This is a genomic window from Arthrobacter sp. KKT183 (genome assembly GCF_055657625.1).
Window position 1 is genome coordinate 2746612 of record NZ_CM145770.1, and the last position, 23961, is coordinate 2770572.

The following is a 23961-nucleotide window of genomic DNA, read 5'->3' on the forward strand; positions in this document are numbered from 1 at the left end:
GAATGGCAGCTGCACTGAACATGCGGCATCTCTCTGCGGACAAAAGCATCCAGGGCGGCGCGTTAGAGGTTCCCCTTATGGACGCCCTCCGTTGCGGAGGGTGTACCCAAACGCAACACCTCAAGATGAGTGGCGAACTCAAGGACGAGTAGGCCGGGCAGTCGGCCGGGGCTCCGTCAACAACGTCGCGGACTATAGGGTTCAACTATGGCCCAGAACGAGGTGCGCGGAGCGCACATGTTGACCAAGAAATATCTCTGCGCGTGGGCAGACGAGCGCAATCGGGTAGACGTTATCGACCTAGGCCGGAACTACGGCTACCCGTCATCAGTGAATAGGGCCACGGTCCGCAACTACGCATACGAACCGAACGTGCTGGCTCACAACCTCGAGGACGAGTACTCCGGGATCGAAGGCAAGGGCATTCGGGCCATCAACACCCTCCGCACTGAAGACCCTACGGTGGACGGTGAGACCTTGACCGCAATGATCGCTTTCATGGACATGTACCTCGACCGTGGCCGATACGCCGATCAAATGGAAATCCACACACCAGCAGTTCGATTCAAGATGGATGGAACATTTGAAGAAATCGAGCTGAACGTCGCAGACCGCCTTTTGCTCTCTCAATCAACAGACGACGTTATCCGCTTGAAAGCACTCGGTCTCGAATCGGGCGAGTGGGAGTGGCAGATTATCCACGGGGAGTTCATCACCGGCGACGGAGCGGTGCTGCTGTTTCGTGACAACGAGAGTGCGGACGTGTGCACCATCGCGTTTCCGCTCTCACCCACACAGCTCCTCGTAATAGGAAAGCAGTTCGATCGTCCGGCGGCCCTTAACCCGGCTATTGCAAGGAACAGCCGACGATGGCTCATTGGTCGCCCGGGGACCCTGCGGAAGGGCTCCCTCGTACCCGTCGAAGACGTCGAGGACGTACTGACGGACGACCCCATACCTGCCTCAAAAGATTGAAAATTCATCGTGAGTCACTGGCTACCGTCACATCAACAGCATCTGCTGTACACGCTCGCGCATATCGATGCGGCGATCGAGCGGGTGTCCAGAGTCGTCGATGACTACGTCAACGGCGAGGTTTTCGGCTTCGTAAATGAAGCCCGGGATGGCATTGACCACCTCACCCTTGCGAGCATCGCCCCCATCCCTGAGGCAGTACCTCGCCTCACAGCTGATGCCATTAATCAGATGCGCTCAGCAATCGAGCACGCTCTCTTTGCCGAGGTTGAACACCAGATGGGGCGCCCGCTGGACTCGGAGGAAGTTCAGCGCATTGAGATGCCAGCGAAAGTAGACAACGACAAGCTGCTTGAGTGGATGCGCGACAAGCGGCGAAGAACGCTGACCGTGCTGCATAAGGATGCCGTCATAGGAGAGCGAATCGAACTCCTTCAGCCTTATCACCACGATGAAGAGGGAACTCACCCGCTACGCGTCCTGAGCGAACACTCGAATTTTTCCAAGCACAGGAAGACAGCGATAGTCGCCACCCGGCTAGGTCGAGTGATTCCAGATCGGATGGTTCCTGGGTTGCACGTGCGAGCCGCGTACAAGGATGACGAGACGGTGGCAGTCGGTGATGTTTTCTCTACAGTCCCGCTCGGGAATCCTGTCCCCGTTTCTGTGTGGCCGGCCCTCATGGTGCGGCGGCCACACACTGGTTCATGGGAAGTCCTCCTCCACGAACTGCGGAAGCTTGAAGAATGGACCCGAACGGTAGCCATACCTGTCATCGTCCTAGGTACAACGGACTGCACGCCCATACCTCCACATGGAGACATCACCGTTGGATACAAGAGCTTCGAAGCATCACTGGCTGTCGCGAGGCCGGAATCGGCTGTCGAGCGTGCACAAGCTCGCCTGAAAGCGCAGGGCCTACGAAATGATCTACCCGGAATCTTTCAAGAACAACTTCCGGACATCCCTCAAGAGACTGTAATTGCCTTCCTCTCCAACCAAGATGACGCGGAGATTATAGAACTCTTCGACCGGTATTGGCGGGTGCGCCGAAATCGAGGCATTGATAACGCAATCACTCATCTGCGACGAAAGATCGGCGGGAAATAGCTGACCTGCGCTAGTTGGCAGCCATGATCAACTGAGGTCCGTTGTTGCGTACTGATCCCACCTCTTTGCCAACAACTCGCGGTACGAGGTTGGGCTCGGGAATCGTGTCGATGAAGTGTTGCACCTGGCCCCGCTCAGTCATGGTCGGATCCAGCCACTGATCCTGCAGGTCCTTGGAGATGATGACCGCGTCCGATCGTGGATGTGCCCGAGTGCGTCATGGGCGGCCCGGGTGAGGATCGGATAGGACTCCCTACTGTTATCCGACGGTGACTATTCAGGCTCATCCCAATCGGGGGTGTAGGAGTTGGGGTCTGAAGCCGCCGGTCTCGAGCAGGCTTCGGGCGATGTAGTTGGTCAGGTTGCGGAACCCGAGTGCGGAGCCGCGCAGGTGTTCGAGCCGTCCGTTGAGTGCCTCGGTCGGCCCGTTGCTGGTGCCGGGTCGTTCGAAGTAGGCGAGCACGTCGGCGGCTCGCTTCTTCAGGGTCCGGCCCAGGGTGGTGAGCTCGGTGAGCACCTTGGGGACGCCGGCGCTGAGGTCGGTGATCAGCTTCTCCATGAGCTCGCGGCCACGTTGCCGGTCCTCGTGGCGATAGGCGGCGATCATCCGCTGGTAGACACCCCAGGTCGCCTCGACCTCGACGTGAGCGTCATCAACGAACAGCGCGCGTAGCCTGTCGCTCTGCTTGTCGGTGAGCAGGTCCGCGCCGGTGTGCAGCGTGCGCCGCGACTTGTAGAGCGGATCGTCCCTGAACCCACGGTGCCCGTGGATCGCGAGTTGGACCCGGCGCCGGCACCTGTCGAGGGCGTCACAGGCCAGGCGCACGACGTGGAAGGGATCCATCACCGTGACCGCGTCCGGGATCTCCTCCGCAGCGGCGGTCTTGAACCCGGTGAAGCCGTCCATCGCGACCACCTCGACCGCGTCACGGAAGGCGTCGTCGCGGTCGGCGAGCCAGGTCTTGAACGCCGCCTTCGACCGGCCCTCGACCATGTCCAGCAGCCTTGCTGGGCCGGCGCCATCGCGGACCGGGGTGAGGTCGATGATCACGGTGACGTACTTGTCGCCACGCCTGGTGTGGCGCCAGACGTGCTCATCGACGCCAATGACCTTCACGCCCTCGAACCGCGTGGGGTCGTTGATCAGCAGCCGCTTGCCTTCGGCCAGGACCGCGTTGTTGGCGGTGTCCCACGCGACCCCGAGTCCCTCGGCGACACGGGCGACGGTGAGGTGTGCGACCACGATCCCTTCCAGCGCCCACCGCAGCCCGGTGCGCGAGAGCTTCGCGCGTGGCTCCGCCGCGGCGCTGGTGTCTTGGCGCCACACGTGTCCGCAGTCGGCACAGCGGTAGCGGCGCACTACAACTTCCAGCACGGTCGGTCGCCAGCCCAGCGGCTCGTGGGCCAACCGCCGGATCACGGTGTCACGAGCGGCGCCTTCGCTGCCGCACCGTCGGCACCACTGATCTGGTTCCACCACGCGGCACGCGAGGACCGCACGATCCGGTTCAAGTCGTTGCCCGATCACGCTCAGACCGAGGCCGTCGAGTCGAGCGAAGGCGGTCAGGTCAGGGCGGACGAAGCCGGCCGGCGGGGTAGCGTCGGACACGTCGAGGTCTTTCGGATGGATGGCGTAGGAACCTCCATCGTCGGGAGACCTCGACGTCTATCTGCGGACTGACTCGGCGGGGCGCGATCGTCTCGTGCGTTGGCGGACTACGGGAGCTTGGACGCGAGGACGTCGGCCGCCAGGATCTCGGGTGCTGCGCCGAGGAGGTGCTGGTTGGCCATCAGGGCTGCGACGATGGCGCCGTTGGCGTGGGCGTCGCGAGCGGCCTCGTCGGGGAATGCATCGAAGATCCAGAAGGTGTCGGCATGGGTCCTAGCCGCGAACCAGACAATCGTTCCTACTTCTTCGTTGGCGAGTGCGACAGCGCCGGCGAGCAGATCGGCGAGCGCGTCGTGCTGTCCATCGGCCGCGACGATCTTGGCGACGAAGGCATACGGAAGTGATGCGGGTGTGGACATGAGGGGTTCTCCTTGAAGTCGGGGTTCTTCGTGGGGCGAGTTCAGCATATGACGAGCGAGGGCCGATGGGGAGTGGCGTATACGGCAGTATTGCTATAATACACGCCATGCGTATCGGACTGATCGCGATCGACGGCTGCTTCGGTTCGGCGGTCGCGTCGGTCATCGACATCGTGCGGGTGGCCGACGGAGCCCGCGGCGATGTCGACCCGCGGATCGACCCGATCGAACTCGCCATCCTCGGACCGAAACGGCGAGTGACCACGACGGCATCGATGACCCTGTCGGTGGACCACCCGCTGTCGGAGTCCGGAGAGTTCGACGTGGTCGTCGTCCCTGCGCTTGGAACCCTCACGGCCGCCGCGACCCACGACGCCCTCCAGAGCCGAGATGCTCGTTCGGTCATCGCCTCACTCGGGCGCCTCGACGACGCGACCACCCGGATCGCCGCGGCGTGCACCGGCGTGTTCGCCGTCGCCGAGACCGGACGGATGCATCATCGGCGGGCGACGACCAGCTGGTTCCTGGGGCCGGAGTTCCTGAAGCGCTATCCGACCGTCGCCCTCGATCTCGACACCATGGTCGTGGTCGACGGGAACCTCGTCACCGCCGGCGCCGCCTTCGCCCACATCGACCTCGCGCTCTCACTCGTGCGATCGATCAGCCCCGACCTGGCCCAACATGTCGCCAAGCTCCTCATCATCGACGAGCGCCCGTCGCAGGCGGCTTTCGTCGCCTACGAACATCTCCGGCACGAGGACCCGATCGTCGTCGAGTTCGAACGCTTCGTGCGCGCCCGCCTGGACGAACCGTTCAACGTCGCCTTCGTCGCGCAGTCGCTCGGCACCAGCCGGCGCACCCTCGAACGACGAGTCCGTGCGGCGCTCAACCTCACTCCGCTCGGCTTCGTCCAACGGCTTCGCATCGAACGAGCTCGGCACCTCTCAGCAACCACGGACCTCACCTCCGCCGAGATCGCGCTACGGGTCGGCTACGCGAACGCCGAGACTCTGCGCTCCCTCCTGCGCAGGGAGCGACGCCGTTCCTGACCTATCGCCATGCCTGTAGCTTGTGTCCTAGCGCTCGGTTGGAGCCACCTCTCAGCACGTCGCGTCGACGCTCCTGCGTCGCCCCTGGACGACCCACTCGACACGCCCGAAGCACAGGCCATGTGACGTGCCCCGGCTTCCCGGACGGTCGGGGTTGGGTGGCTGTGATGTCGCTGCGTTCTCGTCGAGAGGGTCAGCAGACCCGATCAGGGTCGATTGGGATGAGCCGCGAAGGCGGTTAGGTCAGGGCGGCCGAAGCCGGCCGGCGGGGTAGCGTCGGACACGTCGAGGTCTCTCGGATGGATGGCGTAGGAACCTCCATCGTCGGGAGACCTCGACGTCTATCTGCGGACCGACGCGCCCGGCCGACCTACACCCTTCATCTGGGAAGAGCCACTATTCAACCCCTATTACATACCTTGTGTCACGTTGTACTATGCGTTACATGGTAACTACCGAACGTGTACTCACGAGTCTTCGCAGAGGACTAGTTGAGTTCTGTGCCCTCGCAATACTGCGCGACGGCCCCACCTACGGGCTGGACATGGCCCGCCGCCTCGAAGCCGACGGATTGATCGCGGGAGAGAGCACACTTTATCCCCTCCTCGCACGCTTATTGACCTCCGGGCTCGCGGAAAGCGAATGGCAGGAATCGGATGCAGGGCGACCCCGCAAGTACTACACCCTCACCCCAGCAGGTCGCGACGCTCTCGAAGTGTTCGAGAACTCGTGGATCCCACTTCGGAACGCAGTAGATCGCACCCTCAGGAGACCATCGTGACGCACAACGAACTTCCCGCCGAAGCAGTAGCTTGGCTCGCCGCAGCTGAGCAAACTCTCCGGCGCGCATCGGCGGAGCAAACGGCCGAGATTATGGACGGCTTGCGCTCCCACATCACTGAGGCGCTTACACGCGGAGAAGCCATTGACGACGTACTGACGCGCCTGGGCCCCCCGACGGACGTCGCCGATCCGATGCTCGAGGAGATGCCACGGCGACGCCCCGACATCAAGCCCGCGCACGTGCAGTCAACCGCTCCACCGCAACGCCCGGGACTCAAGGGCTACATGACTGCAAAGCGCACAGCGCAGATCGTCAGTTTCGCCCTGGCGCTCCTGGCCGCAGCGATCATCTCGCTGCGCACGGGGTATGTCGGCTCCACCATTGATCCCGACACCGGCGAAGTCATCAGCACAACCACGCAGCTCGTGCTGTTCAATATGGACCCCAAAATCGCAGTAACGCTCATCGCAGCACTTCTCCTGGCGGCCGTACCGCCCTTCATCCGAGGCCACAGGATGCCGTTAACCACTGTTTGCGTCGCCGGCCTCATGGTCATTCTGGCGATTGCCACCACAATATGGATTGTCGGATGGTTCATCCTCCCCGCAGCGATAGCAGCGGTCATAGCCGCAGTACTCCCCATCAAGCCCCGAGAGCGACGAGCATTCCGCGAACAACCAGCAGGCGCCTAAGCAACCAGCCGCCCTCGTCGAGTCACGGACAAGAACGGTGAGGGATCGAAATAGCTCAGAGGGGTATGGGTCGCTGGTCCACGATGGTTTTCATGACCAATGTCGAGCTGAGGTTTTGCACTCCTGGAGAGTTGGTCGTCGTAGAGACACTAAGTGCGCTATTTCCGGGCTTTCTCGCCCTCCGCGTCACGCTTAGTAGCGGTCAGCACCAAGGCAATCAGGGCGAGTAAGCTGACGCCGTAAAGGATCCCGCTCCAAGGGGCATGGTCCCCTCCGGATGTAGCGAAAGCATCAGCGATGCTCATTCCAGGATTGAAAGATGCGAAGAAGTAGGTCGGTGTACCGAGCACGAGCAGGGTGAGAAACCAACGCGTGATCGTCCATCGTAGATCTGGAACCTTGACGATCGCGTAAATGCCTACTGCAACGGCTATGGCCGGCCCGAGAACAGCCCAGCCATATACGGGTCCTTCCCGAAGTGGTTCATTAGCTGCGGCCATAGCCGCCTTGATTTGCTCGATTCCCATTCCAGGAACCGCGGCCATTGGGTTCCATACAAGGATTTGCATCGCACCGATCCACGCAAAGGCTGCGGTGGCCAGGACCCCTGCCATCACGAGCGGCAAGAGGCGTCGCTGCTGTTGATCCAGTAGTCTCCCCATCACCACATACTAGTTGCGGTGCTGCTTACCCTCGTGGCGGTGGAGAAACGACCGACGAGGGATCGATAGGTAACCGCGAGGGTAGGGCATTTGGCCGTGTTCGGCTTATCGCCCATCAGCCGTGCGAGCCTCGGCGGATCGCGAGCGACGTGTGGCGAACTCCAGGCGAAGGTATGGCAGGTACTTCCGAGGTATTACTGCTGTGAGGATTAGGGAATCGACAGCGACCCCAAGTCCTAGAACGTGAGCATCCGTATCGACGCGAATGCCGTCCATCTTGTCGCCGTCTACCACGATCGAGTGCCCGCCCTGGGCATGACTGGCTTCGACGCGGCCGGTGACCTCGCCGGGAAATCCGCCGGCGACGCGCTCGTCCCGGAAGACGTTCATGACGATGTAGTTCATGTGTTCGGCCAGTAACTCTTCTGGTGTTTCAGGGCCTTCTTGGAAGAAGTGCGTTGTGCGCACGCCTTCCCAAATCATCGGGTACCGCATTCGATCGCGCACTTCCAGCAGCCAATCGGGTAGCGGCCCGACTGGATCTACGTCGAGGCCGGCCTTTACCTCTGGTGATAGGTCCTCCAAGTTCCGAGGGTCATCACGATCATGTGGGTACCGCAAGAGCGTGTATGAGAGATCGGCGTACTCCACGAGGGGGAATCCGCCTTGGGTCTGGAAAGCTCGACCCGCACCTGCTTCCTCTATCGTCACCTGATCCACGAGCGTCAGCAGCGGAACAGCCATCCGCTCAGCAATCTCATCCGCAGTAGGTGGAGCCGGCAAATCGATTGGCTGTTGGCTTCGATCGATATCCATGGCCTCACTATGCCATCGCCGAATGTACCGAGGAATAGCCGAACACGGGCAGGTGCAGGAGGGGCAGGACTTGTGCCGGCAAGGAATCTTCCCATCACCTCCCGCCCGATCCTCCACCGCTCGAGAAAGGGCGGTGGAGGATGGCGACTGGAATACACCGTCCGATGATGAACGGCTTCATTCAATTTTGTACTTGAACCCGCGATGCGATGCGACGAAGCCCAATTGCTCATAGAAACGGTGGGCGTCCTGGCGTGCCTCGTCAGAGGTGAGCTGCACGAGGGACGCCTCCACAGCGGGTGCTGCAGTTCCAGTCACCCAGCGCATCATGGTTGATCCAATACCACTTGACCGGTGATCACTGCGGACGCGGACGGTTTCGATCAGAAGCCGAGTCGATCCGCGTCGGGCCATGCCGGGTATTCGTGTGAGCTGCATCGTTGCCAGAGGCTCGTCTGTCTCGCTCACCACCACGAGTAGCCCGTTGGAGGGGTCTGTGATGATCGCGGTCAATGCAGAGAGGTAGGAGGCGGTGTCAGCTTCATTGGCTTCATCACCCCTCGTTGCGCTAATTGGGTCATCCGCGAGAAGAAGCATCAGCGCCCCCAGGTCGTGTTCGGTGGCTCGGCGCAGGGTGAACTCCTGTGCCTTGGCGCTGAGGCTGACGGGTAAGTTCAGAGTACGAATCACTTTCGCAGTCTCCCATCTATGTCCTGCGCGATGTTCGATGGAGGATCGCCTTTCTCGATTGGATTCACCTCCTCCGTAGGATTGCCGAATGGAAAGCACGGTCCGAGAAGTCACAGCCGACGATGGTGTCACCATCTCCTACACCGTTTTCGACGGCGCAGAGCCTGCAGTGACGATTCTTCACGGGCTCGCCGGAAGCAGCCGTGAATTCCTGCCTACCGCGCACGCCTTGAAGGGACGTAAAGTCGTCCTGATGGACCAGCGCGGCCATGGGCTCAGCAGCCGACTACCGGTCGATACATCACGGCAGGCGTTCATCGACGACGTGGTCCGCGTCATCAAGGCTGAAGGGCTTGGCGCCGTGGATCTTGTGGGTCAGTCAATGGGTGCGCATACGGCGATGCTTGTCGCGGCATCACATCCTGTCCTGGTCCGTCGGCTCGTCCTTCTTGAGTGCTACGCCGGCGAAGGATCAGCTCAAGACCATACGGCGATGGGTGACTACTTCCGATCCTGGAAGGTTCCGTTTCCGACTCGCGAGTCGGCTCGAACCGCGCTCGGTGACACTCCACTTGCCCAGGCATGGGTTTCCGACTTGGAGCAACGCCACGATGGTTTCTATCCAAGATTCGATCCGGACGTGATGGTCCAGACCATCACCGCCGTTACGTCTGCACGGTGGGAGGAATGGAAGAGCATAAGAATTCCCACGCTTGTCATCTACGCCGAAAACGGCATGTTCACCGACGAGCAAAAGGACCTTTTCACTCAGCGCGGCATGAACGTTTCCCGCGTCGACTTGGCGAACGCATCACATGACGCGCACCTCGATGCCTCCGACCAATGGATCCATACTCTCGCACGCTTTGTAGGCACACGGTGAGGGATCCGCTCAGTTCGCTTTGCCAGACGGTAACGGTGACGTTGCATATCTTCGGGTCCGGGACTGCTGAAGGTTTGGTTGACTCCTGACCTGTGAGGATGAACCTCGCGGGTGGAAGGATGTTCATCATGCCCAAGGCCTTTCCCGAAGAGTTCCGCCGTGACGTGGTCGCGGTTGCCCGCAGGGGCGAAGCGCCCCTGACCACCATCGCCAAGGACTTCGGCGTTTCACCGGCTGCGCTGCACCGCTGGTTGAAGAAAGCCGACGAGGAAGACGACCCCAAAACCAGGGCGGCAAAGGAAGAATCCGCGGAGCTGCGGGAAGCGAAAAAGCGTATCAAGCTTTTGGAACAGGAAGCCGAAGTCATGCGCCGGGCCGTCGCGTATCTGTCGCGGGATGTCAACCCAAAATGATGTTTCCGCTGGTCCTTGACCTTGCCGCTGACGGTGTTCCCGTCACGGTGACCTGCCGGATACTGAACTTCTCCAAACAGGCCTTCTACAAGTGGAAGGCAAACCCTGTCTCGGCCCGGGATTGGGAGGAAGCGCACCTGATCAACGCCGCGATTGACGTGCACGCCGATGACCCCGCGTTCGGGTACCGGTTCATCGCCGATGAACTCAACGCCGGCACTGCACCGGTGGCCAGCGAACGCAGGATCTGGCGGCTCTGTTCGGCGAACGGGATCCTCTCGGTCATCCACCGTAAACGGGTCGGAGGGCGCCAGGCAGGACCGCCGGTCCACGATGACCTGCTCGAGCGGGACTTCAGCGCCGAGGCACCGGATACGAAGTGGGTCACGGACATCACCGAGCACCCCACCGCGGAGGGCAAGCTCTACCTGTGCGCGATCAAGGACCTGTATTCGAACCGGATTGTGGGCTACTCCATCGACGGGCGGATGAAAGCCTCCCTGGCCGTGGCCGCGTTGGCTCATGCCGTCGCGCTCAGGAGCCCGTCCGGGACCGTGGTGCACTCCGACAGGGGTAGCCAGTTCCGGTCCCGTAAGTTCGTCTCCGCACTGCACGCCAGCGGGCTGAAAGGCTCGATGGGCAGGGTCGGCGCGTGCGGCGATAATGCCGCCATGGAATCGTTCTTCGCCCTGTTGCAGAAGAACGTGCTTAACCGGAAACGGTGGGAAACCCGCCAAGAACTACGCCTGGCCATCATCACCTGGATCGAGAGAACCCACCACCGCCGGCGACGGCAGAAAGCCCTCGGTAAACTAACCCCGATCGAGTTTGAGACAATCAACAACATGGCGCTAGCCGCCTAAAAACTATCAACCCCACGAGTCAACCAAAACGTGGGCAGTCCCGTGGGTAATTTTGCCCTAATTCAGGGAGCGTGGGACTGTCTCATTAACGGTGTATCCGGCGGTTTTGTTTAGTAGTTTTCAGCGGCCGGGAATCGGTCGCTGAAAGTAATGGCGAAGGCGTTCAAAGCGGGCTTCCAACGCACTGCCCATCGGGTCTTGCCGGCACCGGTCGGATCGAGGGATCGGGTGACCAGATACAGGCACTTTAGCGCAGCCTGCTCGGTGGGGAAATGACCGCGGGCCTTCACGGCGCGCCGGTACCTGGCGTTGAGGGATTCGATCGCGTTGGTTGAGCAGATCACACGCCGGATCTCTACGTCGTAGTCCAGGAACGGGATGAACTCCTCCCACGCGTTCTCCCACAGCCGCACGATGGCCCCGTATTTCCTGCCCCACCGCTCGGTGAGCTCTTCGAACGCCGTCCTGGCCGCCGCGGCATTCACAGCGGTGTAGATGGGCTTCACGTCACGTTTGAGCGCGTCCCAGTCCGCCTTCGAAGCCAGCCGGAAGGTATTGCGGATCAAGTGGATGATGCAGGTCTGAACGGTCGTTAGCGGCCAGACGTTGGAGACCACTTCAGGCAGGCCCTTGAGCCCGTCGCAGACCAGGAAGAAACTGTCTTTGACGCCGCGGTTCTTGATGTCGGTCAGGACACTCATCCAGAACTTCGCGCCCTCCCCGCCGGTGCCGGCCCAGAGCCCCAGGATGTCCTTCTCCCCCGCCAGGGTCACCCCGATCGCGGCATAAATCGGGCGGTTGGCGACCTGCCCGTCTCGGATCTTGACCACGATAGCGTCGATGAAGATCGCAGCGTATACCTCGTCCAACGGCCGGTTCTGCCAGGCAGCCATCTCCTCAAGCACCCTGTCGGTGATCCGCGAGACCGTCTCCTTCGATACGGAGGCACCGTAGATCTCGGCGAAGTGCGCACTGATCTCCCCGGTGGTCAGGCCCTTGGCGTAGAGCGAGAGGACCATCTCATCCACACCGGTCAGGCGGCGCTGACGTTTCTTGACGATGACCGGTGAGAACGTGCCGTCCCGGTCCCGCGGCACGTCCACCTCCACCGGGCCGGTGGTCTCCGTCAACACCGTTTTCGGTCGCACGCCGTTGCGGGAGTTCGCGGTCTGCTTGCTGGACGCGTCGTGCTTTTCGTATCCGAGGTGCTCGGTCATTTCCTCATCGAGCGCAGTCTCGATCACGGTCTTGGTCAGCTGCTTGAGCAGACCGTCCGGACCGGTCAGCGACAGACCCTGGTCCTTCGCCATCCGAACCAGCTCGCGGGCAGCATCAGCCTCAGTTGTCTCTGTTTTCTTCTCAGCGGTTTTCGTACTCGGCACAGCCTCAAGTGTTGCGGCCATATCGGGCTCCTCACCGCCAGGCTTACCGCCCGGCGTGTCGAGCCGGATACACCGTTATTTCCACAGTCCCGGGAGCGTCCCTTTTGATCAACAGCGATTAGGAGAGTGCGATGGTTAGGTCAGTGCGAATCATTGGTTTGGTGATGATGGTTGTATCTCTGGCCGTTCTAGCGATTTGGCAGTGGCTTCCAGCCCTGTTCTTCTTTCCGGCAGGGGCCGCTATGCTGCTATGGAATGGTCACGAGTTCTCACTTCATCCGAACACGAGCGGTTCTTCTAACGACTCACCGCGAAGTGAGACGCGGTAGTGCCGGTCATGTTGGACAACACAATCGCCGTTTCGTCCGGCTCTCCAGCGATCGGAGGGATCATCGGGTCCGCGATACTCCTGATCATCATCGGCGGCATCCTCGTCAGGCTGATCATCGTCATATCTCGCCGGGGAAAGGACGGGGTCAAGAAGGACGTACTTGGGCCAGTCTTCAAGTCCGGTGGAATTCAGTCCGAACTCTATGGTTTCGAACCGATGGAAGCTCAAGACCTGAAGCCAGAAAAACGCCGCTCCGAATCTCACGACTCAGGCCGAAGCACGTAGCCTGGGGATGCTCGTTCCGGTTCGGCACCCCTCCCAATCGACGCCGGAAGGGCGCGGTGAAGGGTCGATCATACGGGCGTCGGTTCCCCTTACCGAAGAGTGTCCGCACGCGCCGAATGCCTCTGGTGCGGAAGTGTCAGTAGAATCAGTCTCCCTAGCATTCGTTGATTTTGGGGGATTGCAATGAAACTAGTCCGGGTCCGTGCTACCGGTGTGCTGTTCACGGGTTTGTTGCTGGCCGGTTGTGCGGCGCCATCAGCGTCTGAAGTGGAGACCGTGGTCGGCGCTTCCACAGCCGATGCCAATGAAATGATCAGTGCCGCTGAAATGCCCGAAGCTAGGCAACAGGCGATCAATCAGTTTCCCGAGGAGCTACCAGCTGGGTACGTCTGGCCCGCCGAGAACGCGGTGGCACCAGCTGCCGCAGGGCACGACGTTGTTGTTGAAGTGGGTGTGGCAGAAACGAGTATTGCTGAGTTCTGGCTGTGCGCGTGGACAGCGGAGTACATCGAAGCTTCCGATACCGGCGATGCCGCAGGTGCACGCTCAGCGTTGAACGAGATCGAAAAGTACACATCCTTGCCAGCTATAGTGACTCACCATCAGAACCCTGAAGTTTTCGACTCCGCAGTGGTCGACACCGCATACGAGGGCGACTCCACAAATCTGCGCAACTTCTTCAAATCGTGCGGAGTTCTCAACCACTGATTGGAACAAGCAACTTCCGACATAGCGAGGAGTCTCCGTGCAGTCACCTCCTGAAGGATCCAGTTGATTCACTTCCCCTTCTTGTGAGCTACCCGGAAGGCTTCTTGACGGGGGCTGCTAGCCTCCTTGCATGGGGGATGATACGGCGAAGTTCGTCAGTGATTTCGGTGCGATGGTCAGGCTTGTGCAGTCGGCGCAACCTACCTCGGAACGTGGTCGGGAACTGGTCAATGCCTTGGCTTCCCACCTCGGCGCTCCGCCATCATCCCTTCCGCTGGTTGTTGAAGAAGTGCCTGTTCACCGGTTGGTGGACGCGGATATCATCCTCGCCTCGCTCGTGGGTGAGAACAGCACCCTGACTGGCATCGGCGGCGGTGACCAGCGACACCATATGTCCTTGAGCGACATGGTCCAGCAGTCCGACATGTATCCAAACTTTCCGCTCTCGCAGCCTGACTACGCTAATCTGCCAGTCGGTCCTGACGAGCAACGACAAACTGTTGCGCTCGGTCTGCGCCTCTTTCACCACAACGGCGAACCGATCGCACTCCTGCAGCGCAAAGCGGAACCCCGATATGGTCGGCAGTCCGCTTCAATGGAAGTGCTCTGTGCGGATGCGGCGGTCACAGCGGACTTCCTCGCCGTATTTCGGCGCCGCATGCAGAGCGAAAGCATCCTCAAAGGACAAATACTGTCCTTCACCGTCGATGAGTTTGATCCTAGTAGTGCGGGCGTCACATTCCACCGGCGACCGGATCTGACGAGGGCCCAGATCGTGTTGCCTGACGGTCTCCTGGCCAGGATTAGCGAGCATGCCCTCGGAATTGCCGCTCATAAGAAGGAACTGGTCGCAGCCGGACAACATCTCAAGCGGGGGATCCTGCTGTACGGTCCGCCCGGCACGGGCAAAACACACACCGTGCGTTACCTGTTGAGCGCCAGCGCGGGGACAACGGCCATCATCTTGTCCGGAGGCACGCTGGCCCACGTGGGTGAGGCAGCCCGGATGGCACGAGCTCTTCAACCGTCCATCGTGGTGCTTGAAGATTGTGACCTCATCGCGGAAGACCGCAGCTTCGGCCATGGCCCGCAACCCCTGCTCTTCGAAGTGCTGGACGCCATGGACGGCCTCGACGACGATGCGGACGTCACGTTCGTGCTCACCACCAATCGTGTGGACATGCTCGAACGCGCCCTTGCGCAGCGTCCCGGCCGGGTAGACCTTGCTGTCGAGATTCCGCTTCCGGATGAGGGTGAACGTGCTGATCTGTTGCAGCTTTACGCACCGCGGGAAGCGTTTAGTCCGGAAGCTGTCCACGCAGCAGCGGTAGGAACCGAGGGAACGACGGCGTCCTTCACCAAGGAACTCGTTCGCCGTGCCGTGCTTGCTGCAGCGTCTGATGCGACCCCCTTGAGCGACCACCACCTGCTAGGCGCGGTGAAAGAGTTGATGGCAGACAGTGCCGTCCTCACCCGAAGCCTGCTGGGTAGCAACTCTCAACTGGCCAAAGACGGACCGGGGCTAGATAGCAGTTCGTCCTACGGGTATCGTCCTCATGCCGAGCACTATTCCGGGTCCTATGCGCCGGCGTATAGCTCGACCATGTCCGTGACTTTTGACGACCACCAGGATGTAGCGGACGCTCATCACCCACAAGGTGATGTCGTCGACCGTGAGAACCACATCCAGGATACGGACATGGACACGACGCACGGTCACGAGCAGCGTTCAGAACAGTAGATATCGGCGTAGTTTCGTCCGCTGCCTCAAGATCGAATGACGCTTTGGGAGCAATCGCACGGTGAACAAGCGATCCCAATCAGGAGAAGTGATTCCCATTGCGCACTCGCAACCCCTGGTGGAGCGAGGAAGGTCAAAGCGGCTGGTATCCCTACGCAGAGAACGGGTATGGCGGAGACTCCATGCTCACTACGTACAACTCGGCAGGCAGCGTCAGCGATTCGGCACCTGCTGGGTCGGACGCATGGCGGAACATTGTAGAAGAAGTGGACACCGTCGTCGCCTCCTTCGGACTCAATGAACTGGTTCTTGATCACGAGCGATCCCCTTACCCGGTCGAAGAAGCCTGGCAGAAGGAACTCCAGGATCGATACGGCACCGGGAACCCTTACCAATACTGGCAGTGGGAACGCCACAGCGCGAGGAAACTCCCAGTGGCTCTCCCTCTCCATCACCGATGTGACCAAGGATCTAACCGGAAAATCTGCCGAGCATTATCCCGACGGAACCGGCCAATCAGTATCAATCAGCTTAGGTGCCTCCACCATCCCTCGAGGCGCTCAGGACGACTTCAGACGCGCGCTCGCACCTTTCATTGGCCTCGACAAACCAGAAGCAACGCACTCCTAACAAAACCAGCTCGAGCCGAATCTTCGACTTCACAGGTAGTATCCGGAACATGATGACCTCCGGCCGCCAGTCAACTTCGCGGTGAGCAACCGAACCTGGCTCTTCCTCGCGGCGCTTGCACTAACCGCTCCCACCACTGCTTGTTCAGCGGTGGGCACCGATGGGCCACTCACAGTGGGAAGCGGTTCAGAAACGTGTACGCCCACCCCCGATGAAGGATTTGCAGCGTTCGGCGAAGTAGTCACCAATCACGGGGATACGGATTTGATCCTCTTCGGTGCGGACCTGATCACGCCGAGAGGTCTTCAGCATGAGGAGAGCTACGTCATGTTGATCGAGGGCATGTCGGATCGGGGTTCCGGTGCGGTACTTGGAACTGCCAGCACCGTACCTGCTAACTCGGCCGAGACTGAAAATTGGGAACGCCGAGAGATCCTTAAAAGGTTCACTCTGAGACCCGGGAAATCCGCCAACGTCATCGTTTCCCTGAGCCTTTCCGACCCGGCCGCCAATGGAGAAGCAGAGGGCATTCGAATGACGTACGCGGACGGCAATCGCGACTTCACTGCTGATATAACCAACAGAATCGTGCTGACCGGTCAGGAAAGCTGCACATGACGGAGGATCGCGCCTGGCCTGCCGTGCTGCTTCGAACTGATCGAACTGACCATGAACGTTCTCCCGAGAGCGAGGATTCGTGAAAGCCGACCTCTATGACAGTTTCGCCGAGAGCTACTCGACGGAAAACGAGTCCAGCCTTCTCAACGCCTACTACGAACGGCCGGCAATGATTGGCCTCGCCGGCGACGTCGACGGTCACCGGGTCCTTGACGCAGGGTGCGGCTCCGGGCCACTGTCCGCCGCTCTGAGGGCGAGGGGCGCCATCATGACCGGCTTTGATTCCAGCCCCGCGATGCTCGAACTGGCGCGACAGCGATTAGGCACCACCGCGGACCTGCACGTGGCCGACCTCAGCAAACCGCTCCCTTTCACCGACAGCTCCTTCGACGTCGTTGTCTCGTCCCTGGTCCTGCACTATCTCGAGGACTGGTCAGGCCCCCTTGCCGAACTGCGACGGGTACTGAAGCCCGGGGGTCGCCTGATCCTGTCGGTCAACCACCCCACGGTCAGCGTGATCAACCAACCCGACGAGGACTACTTCGCCATCCGACAGTACTCGGAGGACTACGAATTCGATGGCGAGCCCGCGGTCCTGACCTTCTGGCATCGACCACTCCACGCCATGATCAACGCCTTTACATCGGCGGGATACCGCATAGTCACCGTCAGCGAGCCAGCGCCATCTCCAGAAACCCCGCGCGAACTCCTTCCGCAACGCATCCTTGACGGCGAGAAGACGGCGTTCTTGTCCTTCATCTTCTTTGTGCTCAAAGCTGGCGACTGAACAAATGCGTAACGTCCTGGTGCTCGGGGGAACTGCTTGGCTTGGTTTCGAGATCGCCGAGCAATTGCTGGCCAGCGGCGACGCGGTGACGTGTTGGCGCGCGGCGAGTCCGGACAAGCACCTGCCGGGGCCGTCTTCGTCCCGTCGGATCGACGTTCACCAGGTGCCTACGCGGCGGTCGCCAATGAGGCCTGGGACGAAGCTATCGAACTGTCCTACGACCCGGCGATGGTGCGGGGCGCACTCGATGCCCTTGCCGACAATGCGAAGCACTGGACCCTGGTCTCCTCGGTCTCCGTGTACGCGACGAACACCGACGCGGGTGCCGAGGAGTCCGCACCTCTACTCAAGCCGGTGGATCTGAATGATTATGGGCAAGCGAAAGTCGCCGCTGAGCAGGTGTCACAGAAAGCCCTGGGTGACCGGCTCCTCATTGTCCGGCCGGGATTGATTGCGGGCCCTGGGGATGGCAGCGACAGATTCAGCTACTGGGTTGGACGCTTCGCTCTCGTAGGAGAAGGGCCGATGCTTTCACCAATCGCTGATGATCGGGTGGTAGAGGTGATTGATGTCGAGGATCTCGCCATCTTCATTGCGCAGGCCGGCAAGAGCGGCATCACCGGCGCCATCAACGCCACCGGCAACCAACATGCTCTCGCCGACGTGCTCGCGCTTTGTGCAGACGTTGCCGGCTTTACCGGTGAGCTGGTCTGCGTTTTCGATGAACGGCTCATTGAACACGATGTCCGATTCTGGGCCGGTCCCCGCTCGCTGCCGCTCTGGGTTCCCAAGACAGACATCGCCTTCGCGCAGCGGGACAACAGTGCCTTCCGTGCGGCGGGCTGGAAACTAAGGCCTCTTCGGCAAACGGTGCAACGAACGCTGGAAGCCGAACGAGAGCTCGGTCTTGAGCGTGAACGCAGGTCCGGATTGAGCCGATCCGAGGAACTGGAGTTGTTGGACCAGCTTCGCCTAGGCTAGCCCGAGGTAGAGACTGGATCCTGGAGTCACTACGACGAGGAAAGTGGTGACCGGACGTCCGCCGTACTGGAGGTGACATCCCGTTCTGAATGTCACCATCCCCCATGAGGCCCCCCGGCAGACTGCTCCGGCCACCTGTCCCAGTAAATGCCACGAAAAGACAAATGTCGGCTCTTCACCGCAGATTACGCAGTATTGAGTTCAAACCGTTGCATAACTGGTTGCTTTAGCGTATCGAATTCGCGTTCAGTCGCGGACCAGAACCAGTTCGTCCAGCGACAAGCGCGTGCGCGGAGCCGTCTCACGCTCAGCAAGCGCATCGACCAGCTTTTCTGCCTCATCCACAACTCCGACGGCGGTCACGGTGACCGGCTTCAGATTGTCCGCCAGATCAAAGGCCGCGGTGATCTGGTCCCAGTCGACGCCCGCCATCTGGTGGGTGTGAAGACCCTCATGATGTGCCTGAACCGAGAGGTGTGCCACCGACTGCCCCAGGTCATACTCTGCCCACTGCCGCGGCTCGCCTTCGACTGTGGAGGTCTCCGCAATAGCTACAATCAGCGCTGACGAGTTTCCTGCCCACGCGGCGTTGAATCCCATGAGTGCCTTGACAATCGCATCGAATGTGGTGCTCCCGCGGCGGCCCACAACAAAGCGGCGGGGCTGGCTGTTCGCCGCGGACGGCGCCCAGCGTGCTGCTTCAAGCAGCGCAGTGAGCTGCTCGTCCGTGAGGGTGGCTGTAGGATCAAACGAACGCGGGCTCCAGCGCTCGTCGAGCAGTGGAACCAGCGGGACACTGGTCTCTGCGTTGCGGACGGTGGAATCGAGTGTTGTCGAGGTCATGCTCGCGACAACCAGTTGGATTCCGGCGAGATTCCAGAATCGGCTGTGACATAGGACTCCTGCCGCCGTCACCCCTTGAAAATGGGCGCCTTTTTCTCCTGGAATGCCCGGAATCCTTCGGCGTAGTCCGGGCTGCTGCAGAGCTCGCCCTGGACGGTGTTCTCGTCAGCAACCGACTCCCACAAGCCAAGCCTCCGGTCACGAATGGATGCGACCAGTTCCTTCGACGCGCGGAATGCACCCGTAGCGCCCTCGGCAACCCGCTCCACCGTGGACCTCGTTGACGGCAACAGCTCCTCCGCCGGAAAAGCCCTACTGAAGAGTCCAGAAGCGACGGCGTCCGCACCACTCATCAGATCGGCTGTATAAATGAGGTCGAGCGTGCGGTGCGCGCCGAGCCGTTCAGTGAACAGCCAATGCCCGCCCGAGTCCAGCGTTGCACCTAGTTTGGCGAACGGGGACCCGATCTTCGCTGAGTCGGCAACGTACACCACGTCCGTTGCGATCAACAGACCCAGTCCTACCCCGAGGCAGGCGCCGTGTGCGGCGGCGAAAGTAGGAGCGGGAAAGGCCGCCATCTTCTTGAGCAGCGGGGTGACCAGCCCGTCCAGGTAGGCAACGGCGTCGTCGGTTTCGGGGGTTACCTGCGAAATATCGCGCCCGGCGCAGAAAGCCCTTCCTTCGCCCCGCAGCAGCAGCGCGCGGACCCGGCCTTCAGCGGCAGCGGAGGCGGCGTCGTCGTACGCTTTTGAAAGTTCAGACAGCCCCTCCTCGTTGAGGGAGTTCAGCTTCTCTGGCGCGTCCAGGACTATCTCGGCGACGTTGCCGTCAATGGTCAGGTCGATCAAGCGACCGCTCCTCTTCTGTGATGTGGGTCAGGCGTCGTAATCGACGGTGACTTCGGGGCTGGTTGGCCTCGACTGGCACGTCAGCACGTAGCCGTTCGCCAGTTCGTCCGGCTCCAGCGCGTAGTTCTCCTCCATGTCCACGGTTCCGCTGACCACCTTGGCGCGACAGGTGCCGCAGACTCCCCCGGCGCAGGCGAACGGCACATCAGGTCGGACGCGAAGCGCCGCGTTGAGGATGGACTCGCGTGCATGGGTCGGGCTGGAGACTGTGCCCTGCAGGCCATCAAGGTTGAAGTTGATGGAGTAGGAATCGGCGTTGCCGTCGTCCTTCACCGGCCGGCCGATCTGGCCCTCGGGTTTGGTCGGCTCGCCGGTGGTGAACAGCTCGAAACGTATCTTCTCCGGGGCGACACCGCGCTCGGCGAGGGTGTCGCGGCACAGTTGGACGAGTTCGAAGGGACCGCACAGGAACCACTCGTCCACCTCTTCGGTGCGGATGACGCTGGTCAGCATGGTCTGCAGCTTTTCGGCGTCGATCCGCCCGCTCAACAGCGGGGAAATGCGCTGTTCGCGGGAAAGAACATGGTGTAGCGCGAAACGCGCGGGGTACCGGTCCTTCAGGTCCGCGAGTTCCTCGAGGAACATGACGTCCATCGCGGCCTTGTTGGCGTAGATGAGGTCGAACCGGGTTGCAGGGCTGGCGGCGAGCACCGAGCGCGCAATGGCGATGACCGGCGTGATCCCCGAGCCGGCGGCCACCGCTACGAAGGAGTGCTCGGTGGTGGTGTCAATGCTCTCGGGATCGTTCAGCCCCGCCATGGGATGCTTCGAGATGAACTGGCCCATGGGGCTCATCACGTCCAGCTTGTCGCCGGCTTTGAGGAATTCGTTGGCCCAGGTGGAGAAGGTACCGCCGAGATCCTTCTTGATGGCAACGCGGATCTCCCCCGGCTGCGGCTCGGCGCAGATGGAATAGCTTCGCCGAACCTCTTTCGGTTCCCCGTCGATGTCCATCGTGGTTCGCAGGGCTACGTACTGCCCGGGCACGTAGTCAAACCGGCCGGCCAGTTCCTCCGGGACGGCAAAGGTCACTTCAATGGCATCCTCGGTGAGCCTGCGGACTTCGGCGACCGTCAGTTCGTGGAAGGCGGTTCTCCGCTTGGTGGACGGCGCCAGTTTCACTGCCATTAGTGGACCTTGAAGTAGTCGAAGGGCTCCCGGCAGTCCTGGCAGACGTAGAGCGCCTTACAGGAGGTGGAGCCGAAACGGGTGAGCTCACGGGTGTTCAGTGATGAGCACTGCGGGCATTTCACGCTCAGGCCTATGCTGACTTTGCCTGCGGCGGCCTTCCCCGTGGGCGGCGCAACGCCGTACTCCTCGAGCTTCGCCTTGCCCGCCGCGCTCATCCAATCCGTGGTCCAGGCCGGAGACAGCACCAGGTTGACCCGCACGTTGGTGTGGCCCTGCACCGCGAGTGCGGTGATGATGTCGTCGCGGATGGCGTCCATGGCCGGGCACCCCGAGTAGGTGGGGGTAATGGTGACGGTGATGGCGCCGTCGTTGTCGATGTTCACCGCGCGAAGAACACCGAGATCCTCAATGGTGAGCACAGGAATCTCGGGATCGGCCACTGTTGCGGCGATGTCCCAGACAGTCTGCTCAAGGGTAAGTATTGTGGTCACCATGTCGCTCCCGGATGTTCGCGGGCCAGGACCTGCATTTCGGCAAGGATGTACCCGAGGTGTTCGCTGTGGCGCCCGTAGCGCCCGCCGCCAACGGCGAAGGGGACAGCAGGCACCTCAAGCTCGGCTTCGGCGAAGAGAGACTCAATGTCTGTATCGAAGGCCGGGCGGAGGTCCGAAGGACGCACCGCGACGCCGTCGAGGCCGGTCACAAGATCATCATCCTCGAAGAGCTCGCCCACGTACGGCCACGTAAGAAGGATCCCCTCGACGATGCGACGGCGGGATTCCTCCGTGCCCAGCGCCAGGCGCAGCACCCATTGACGGGCGTGGTCCCGGTGGTAATCAACTTCCTTCACGGCCTTGGCCGCGATGGCAGCAAGGGTGGCATCGGTGGAATTCGTCAGCCGGGCATAGAGGGTGAACTGGTACTGGGAAATCACGAGCTGCCGCGCAATGGTCCGCGCGAAATCGCCATTGGGCTGCTCCACGAGGTGGCAGGAGCGGAACTCGTCCTCACCACGGAAATACGCGAGATCATCCTCCGTCTTGCCCCAGGCATGCCCGGCGTAGGCGAGGAAAGAGCGCGCATGCCCAATCTGGTCCAGCGCAATATTGCCCAGCGCCACGTCCTCCTCGAGCTCCGGTGCGCGGGAAATCCACCAGCCCAGACGCTGCGCAAGAATCAGGGCGTCATCACCCAGGCGCAGCGTGTACTCCCCCACGGCTTCGCTCGGCTTGACGTCTGACGCCGCAATGTCCTCCGGCCGGAGCGCGTTACCCGGAGTGATGCGCGTGGCGCTCGCATTCGACTCGCTCACAGGTGCTTCACCCCTTCGCTCTTGGTGTAGTAGGTGGCATGCCGGTAGTCCTTGCCCTGCGGCGACTCGAAGAACTGCCCCTTGGCGTCCGGATCGCTGGAAATGATTGACGACGCCGGTACCACCCATAGGCTCACACCCTCGTTGCGCCTGGTGTACAGATCGCGGGCGTTGCGGACGGCCATGTCAGCATCAGGGGCGTGCAGCGAGCCGGCATGCACGTGGCTGAGACCGCGTGAGGACCGGACGAATACTTCCCATAGCGGCCACGGTTCGGCCGCCGGATGACCCGGCTGCTCCGCGCTGGGAGCCTTGGAGCCGTCGTCGCCCGTTGTTGATCCGCCGACCATTTATGCCGCCTCTTTCATTTCAGAATGCTTCGCGGCTTGCTTTGCAGCGTAAGCCGCTGCGGCCTCACGGACCCAGGCGCCGTCGTCGTGCGCTTCGCGACGCCGCTCGAGGCGCTGGGCGTTGCATGGTCCCCGGCCGGCGAGGACTTCCTTGAACTCGTTCCAGTCCAGTGGCCCGTGCTCCCACTTGCCGCTTGCCTCGTTGTAGCGGATCTGGTCATCCGGGAGGGTCAGGCCGAGGGTCTTGATCTGTTCAACGATCATGCCCACGAAGCGCGAGCGCAGTTCATCGTTGGAGAACCTCTTGATGTTCCAGGCCATGGACTGCTGGGAGTTCGGTGAATCCTCATCCGGCGGACCGAACATCATGAGGCTTGGCGCGTACCAGCGGTTCACGGCATCCTGCGCCATCTGCTTCTGCGCTTCGGTTCCGTTTGCGAGTTCCAGCAGGATCTCGAATCCCTGGCGCTGGTGGAAGGACTCTTCCTTGCAGATGCGGACCATCGCACGCCCGTACGGACCGTACGACGCACGGCAGAGCGGCACCTGGTTGGCGATAGCAGCGCCGTCAACCAACCAGCCGATGGCACCCATGTCAGCCCAGGTGCGCGCGGGGTAGTTGAAGATGCTGGAGTAGCGGGCCTTGCCGGCGATGAGGTCAGCCATCATCGAATCGCGAGTTGTTCCGAGAGTCTCCGCCGCTGAGTACAGGTACAGGCCGTGCCCGGCTTCGTCCTGGACCTTAGCCATCAGAATGGCCTTGCGCTTGAGGCTCGGCGCGCGCGTGATCCAGTTGGCCTCCGGCTGCATGCCGATGATTTCGGAATGCGCGTGCTGGGAGATCTGGCGGGTGAGGGTCTTGCGGTAAGCCTCGGGCATCCAGTCACGGGGCTCAATACGGGAGTCCTCGGCGATCAGCCTGTCGAACTGTTCCTGCTCCGCTGTCAGGTCCTGCGGAGCGTCAGTCGCGGTTGTCATGATGGTCACCT

General features: G+C 61.4%; 26 protein-coding genes. 13 read left to right on the forward strand and 13 right to left on the reverse strand.

Features of this window, described 5'->3' with window-relative positions; all coding sequences use genetic code 11:
* Window positions 1–207 precede the first annotated feature (207 nt).
* Both ACZ2GY_RS13040 and ACZ2GY_RS13045 read left to right on the forward strand, forming a co-directional pair.
* Window positions 208–975, forward strand: coding sequence for a DUF4238 domain-containing protein (locus tag ACZ2GY_RS13040; protein WP_471672070.1), 768 nt, complete (start codon window positions 208–210; stop codon window positions 973–975).
* An 84-nt stretch (window positions 976–1059) separates the two neighbouring features.
* Window positions 1060–2085 carry a hypothetical protein gene (locus ACZ2GY_RS13045; RefSeq protein ID WP_471672071.1) on the forward strand — a complete coding sequence of 342 codons (1026 nt, stop codon included), beginning with the start codon at window positions 1060–1062 and terminating at the stop codon, window positions 2083–2085.
* A gap of 283 nt (window positions 2086–2368) precedes the next feature.
* Here ACZ2GY_RS13045 and ACZ2GY_RS13050 read toward each other — a convergent pair whose 3' ends face one another.
* The gene (locus tag ACZ2GY_RS13050; protein ID WP_471672072.1) at window positions 2369–3694 is read right to left on the reverse strand and encodes an ISL3-like element ISPfr2 family transposase; all 1326 of its coding nucleotides are present in this window, start codon (window positions 3692–3694) and stop codon (window positions 2369–2371) included.
* Between the two features lie 107 nt (window positions 3695–3801).
* Window positions 3802–4113: a putative quinol monooxygenase gene (locus ACZ2GY_RS13055; RefSeq protein ID WP_006247389.1), complete on the reverse strand. Its 312-nt coding sequence runs from the start codon at window positions 4111–4113 to the stop codon at window positions 3802–3804.
* Between the two features lie 107 nt (window positions 4114–4220).
* Between ACZ2GY_RS13055 and ACZ2GY_RS13060 the strand changes: the two genes are divergently transcribed.
* The 3 genes from ACZ2GY_RS13060 to ACZ2GY_RS13070 all read left to right on the forward strand — a co-directional run bounded on the left by ACZ2GY_RS13060 (window position 4221) and on the right by ACZ2GY_RS13070 (window position 6638).
* On the forward strand, window positions 4221–5162 hold the full coding sequence (locus tag ACZ2GY_RS13060; RefSeq protein ID WP_006247388.1) for a GlxA family transcriptional regulator: 942 nt from the start codon (window positions 4221–4223) through the stop codon (window positions 5160–5162).
* Between the two features lie 544 nt (window positions 5163–5706).
* Window positions 5707–5943, forward strand: coding sequence for a PadR family transcriptional regulator (locus ACZ2GY_RS13065; RefSeq protein WP_471673595.1), 237 nt, complete (start codon window positions 5707–5709; stop codon window positions 5941–5943).
* The gene (locus ACZ2GY_RS13070) at window positions 5940–6638 is read left to right on the forward strand and encodes an HAAS signaling domain-containing protein (RefSeq protein ID WP_471672073.1); all 699 of its coding nucleotides are present in this window, start codon (window positions 5940–5942) and stop codon (window positions 6636–6638) included. The genes ACZ2GY_RS13065 and ACZ2GY_RS13070 overlap by 4 nt, the downstream gene beginning before the upstream one ends.
* Before the next feature lie 158 nt (window positions 6639–6796).
* Here ACZ2GY_RS13070 and ACZ2GY_RS13075 read toward each other — a convergent pair whose 3' ends face one another.
* From ACZ2GY_RS13075 to ACZ2GY_RS13085, 3 genes are all read right to left on the reverse strand, one after another.
* Entirely contained in the window at window positions 6797–7183 is a 387-nt protein-coding gene (locus ACZ2GY_RS13075) for a hypothetical protein (protein WP_471672074.1), read from the reverse strand.
* 222 nt (window positions 7184–7405) lie between these two features.
* The gene (locus ACZ2GY_RS13080) at window positions 7406–8116 is read right to left on the reverse strand and encodes a hypothetical protein (protein ID WP_471672075.1); all 711 of its coding nucleotides are present in this window, start codon (window positions 8114–8116) and stop codon (window positions 7406–7408) included.
* 177 nt (window positions 8117–8293) lie between these two features.
* Window positions 8294–8806 carry a GNAT family N-acetyltransferase gene (locus tag ACZ2GY_RS13085; RefSeq protein ID WP_471672076.1) on the reverse strand — a complete coding sequence of 171 codons (513 nt, stop codon included), beginning with the start codon at window positions 8804–8806 and terminating at the stop codon, window positions 8294–8296.
* Between the two features lie 88 nt (window positions 8807–8894).
* On the opposite strand from ACZ2GY_RS13085, the gene ACZ2GY_RS13090 reads away from it, so the two are divergent.
* A complete protein-coding gene (locus ACZ2GY_RS13090) occupies window positions 8895–9689 on the forward strand; it encodes an alpha/beta fold hydrolase (protein WP_471672077.1) in 795 nt (264 codons plus the stop codon).
* A gap of 128 nt (window positions 9690–9817) precedes the next feature.
* Window positions 9818–10965, forward strand: a protein-coding gene (locus tag ACZ2GY_RS13095) for an IS3 family transposase (protein ID WP_471672078.1) whose coding sequence is annotated in 2 segments (ribosomal slippage) — window positions 9818–10097 and window positions 10097–10965 — 1149 coding nt in all. Because the reading frame shifts where the segments join, the coding sequence is not laid out codon by codon here.
* A 110-nt stretch (window positions 10966–11075) separates the two neighbouring features.
* Here ACZ2GY_RS13095 and ACZ2GY_RS13100 read toward each other — a convergent pair.
* Window positions 11076–12368: an IS256 family transposase gene (locus ACZ2GY_RS13100; protein ID WP_471672079.1), complete on the reverse strand. Its 1293-nt coding sequence runs from the start codon at window positions 12366–12368 to the stop codon at window positions 11076–11078.
* A gap of 316 nt (window positions 12369–12684) precedes the next feature.
* On the opposite strand from ACZ2GY_RS13100, the gene ACZ2GY_RS13105 reads away from it, so the two are divergent.
* From ACZ2GY_RS13105 to ACZ2GY_RS13130, 6 genes are all read left to right on the forward strand, one after another.
* Window positions 12685–12963 (forward strand): hypothetical protein, encoded by a 279-nt coding sequence (locus tag ACZ2GY_RS13105; protein ID WP_471672080.1) that lies wholly within the window; start codon window positions 12685–12687, stop codon window positions 12961–12963.
* Window positions 12964–13146: 183 nt separating this feature from the next.
* Window positions 13147–13671 carry a hypothetical protein gene (locus ACZ2GY_RS13110; RefSeq protein ID WP_471672081.1) on the forward strand — a complete coding sequence of 175 codons (525 nt, stop codon included), beginning with the start codon at window positions 13147–13149 and terminating at the stop codon, window positions 13669–13671.
* A 130-nt stretch (window positions 13672–13801) separates the two neighbouring features.
* A complete protein-coding gene (locus ACZ2GY_RS13115; RefSeq protein WP_471672082.1) occupies window positions 13802–15412 on the forward strand; it encodes an AAA family ATPase in 1611 nt (536 codons plus the stop codon).
* Between the two features lie 780 nt (window positions 15413–16192).
* Window positions 16193–16660, forward strand: coding sequence for a hypothetical protein (locus ACZ2GY_RS13120; protein ID WP_471672083.1), 468 nt, complete (start codon window positions 16193–16195; stop codon window positions 16658–16660).
* Window positions 16661–16739: 79 nt separating this feature from the next.
* A complete protein-coding gene (locus tag ACZ2GY_RS13125) occupies window positions 16740–17447 on the forward strand; it encodes a class I SAM-dependent methyltransferase (protein ID WP_471672084.1) in 708 nt (235 codons plus the stop codon).
* A 93-nt stretch (window positions 17448–17540) separates the two neighbouring features.
* A complete protein-coding gene (locus ACZ2GY_RS13130; RefSeq protein WP_471672085.1) occupies window positions 17541–18428 on the forward strand; it encodes an NAD-dependent epimerase/dehydratase family protein in 888 nt (295 codons plus the stop codon).
* 246 nt (window positions 18429–18674) lie between these two features.
* Here ACZ2GY_RS13130 and ACZ2GY_RS13135 read toward each other — a convergent pair whose 3' ends face one another.
* The 7 genes from ACZ2GY_RS13135 to paaA form a co-directional block, all read right to left on the reverse strand.
* Entirely contained in the window at window positions 18675–19271 is a 597-nt protein-coding gene (locus ACZ2GY_RS13135; protein WP_277357704.1) for a nitroreductase family protein, read from the reverse strand.
* Between the two features lie 68 nt (window positions 19272–19339).
* Window positions 19340–20119, reverse strand: a complete 780-nt coding sequence (locus ACZ2GY_RS13140; RefSeq protein ID WP_471672086.1) for an enoyl-CoA hydratase/isomerase family protein — start codon at window positions 20117–20119, stop codon at window positions 19340–19342.
* Between the two features lie 27 nt (window positions 20120–20146).
* Entirely contained in the window at window positions 20147–21307 is a 1161-nt protein-coding gene (gene paaE, locus ACZ2GY_RS13145) for a 1,2-phenylacetyl-CoA epoxidase subunit PaaE (protein WP_277357706.1), read from the reverse strand.
* Window positions 21307–21804, reverse strand: coding sequence for a 1,2-phenylacetyl-CoA epoxidase subunit PaaD (paaD, locus tag ACZ2GY_RS13150; RefSeq protein ID WP_471672087.1), 498 nt, complete (start codon window positions 21802–21804; stop codon window positions 21307–21309). Before paaD ends, paaE begins: the two co-directional genes overlap by 1 nt.
* Window positions 21798–22622 (reverse strand): 1,2-phenylacetyl-CoA epoxidase subunit PaaC, encoded by an 825-nt coding sequence (gene paaC / locus ACZ2GY_RS13155; RefSeq protein ID WP_471672088.1) that lies wholly within the window; start codon window positions 22620–22622, stop codon window positions 21798–21800. The genes paaD and paaC overlap by 7 nt, the downstream gene beginning before the upstream one ends.
* Window positions 22619–22972 (reverse strand): 1,2-phenylacetyl-CoA epoxidase subunit PaaB, encoded by a 354-nt coding sequence (gene paaB, locus ACZ2GY_RS13160; RefSeq protein WP_056543633.1) that lies wholly within the window; start codon window positions 22970–22972, stop codon window positions 22619–22621. Before paaB ends, paaC begins: the two co-directional genes overlap by 4 nt.
* A complete protein-coding gene (gene paaA / locus ACZ2GY_RS13165; protein WP_471672089.1) occupies window positions 22973–23950 on the reverse strand; it encodes a 1,2-phenylacetyl-CoA epoxidase subunit PaaA in 978 nt (325 codons plus the stop codon). It abuts the gene before it with no gap.
* Between the last annotated feature and the right edge of the window lie 11 nt (window positions 23951–23961).

What these genes read in the sequence shown, in the direction of transcription:
- ACZ2GY_RS13040 (WP_471672070.1), top strand. Translation starts at nt 208, where the DNA reads ATGGCCCAGAACGAGGTGCGCGGAGCGCACATGTTGACCAAGAAATAT.
- ACZ2GY_RS13055 (WP_006247389.1), bottom strand. Translation starts at nt 4,113, where the DNA reads ATGTCCACACCCGCATCACTTCCGTATGCCTTCGTCGCCAAGATCGTC.
- ACZ2GY_RS13060 (WP_006247388.1), top strand. Translation starts at nt 4,221, where the DNA reads ATGCGTATCGGACTGATCGCGATCGACGGCTGCTTCGGTTCGGCGGTC.
- ACZ2GY_RS13065 (WP_471673595.1), top strand. Translation starts at nt 5,707, where the DNA reads ATGGCCCGCCGCCTCGAAGCCGACGGATTGATCGCGGGAGAGAGCACA.
- ACZ2GY_RS13075 (WP_471672074.1), bottom strand. Translation starts at nt 7,183, where the DNA reads ATGGCCGCGGTTCCTGGAATGGGAATCGAGCAAATCAAGGCGGCTATG.
- ACZ2GY_RS13080 (WP_471672075.1), bottom strand. Translation starts at nt 8,116, where the DNA reads ATGGATATCGATCGAAGCCAACAGCCAATCGATTTGCCGGCTCCACCT.
- ACZ2GY_RS13090 (WP_471672077.1), top strand. Translation starts at nt 8,895, where the DNA reads ATGGAAAGCACGGTCCGAGAAGTCACAGCCGACGATGGTGTCACCATC.
- ACZ2GY_RS13100 (WP_471672079.1), bottom strand. Translation starts at nt 12,368, where the DNA reads ATGGCCGCAACACTTGAGGCTGTGCCGAGTACGAAAACCGCTGAGAAG.
- ACZ2GY_RS13105 (WP_471672080.1), top strand. Translation starts at nt 12,685, where the DNA reads ATGTTGGACAACACAATCGCCGTTTCGTCCGGCTCTCCAGCGATCGGA.
- ACZ2GY_RS13110 (WP_471672081.1), top strand. Translation starts at nt 13,147, where the DNA reads ATGAAACTAGTCCGGGTCCGTGCTACCGGTGTGCTGTTCACGGGTTTG.
- ACZ2GY_RS13115 (WP_471672082.1), top strand. Translation starts at nt 13,802, where the DNA reads ATGGGGGATGATACGGCGAAGTTCGTCAGTGATTTCGGTGCGATGGTC.
- ACZ2GY_RS13135 (WP_277357704.1), bottom strand. Translation starts at nt 19,271, where the DNA reads ATGACCTCGACAACACTCGATTCCACCGTCCGCAACGCAGAGACCAGT.
- paaE (WP_277357706.1), bottom strand. Translation starts at nt 21,307, where the DNA reads ATGGCAGTGAAACTGGCGCCGTCCACCAAGCGGAGAACCGCCTTCCAC.
- paaD (WP_471672087.1), bottom strand. Translation starts at nt 21,804, where the DNA reads ATGGTGACCACAATACTTACCCTTGAGCAGACTGTCTGGGACATCGCC.
- paaB (WP_056543633.1), bottom strand. Translation starts at nt 22,972, where the DNA reads ATGGTCGGCGGATCAACAACGGGCGACGACGGCTCCAAGGCTCCCAGC.
- paaA (WP_471672089.1), bottom strand. Translation starts at nt 23,950, where the DNA reads ATGACAACCGCGACTGACGCTCCGCAGGACCTGACAGCGGAGCAGGAA.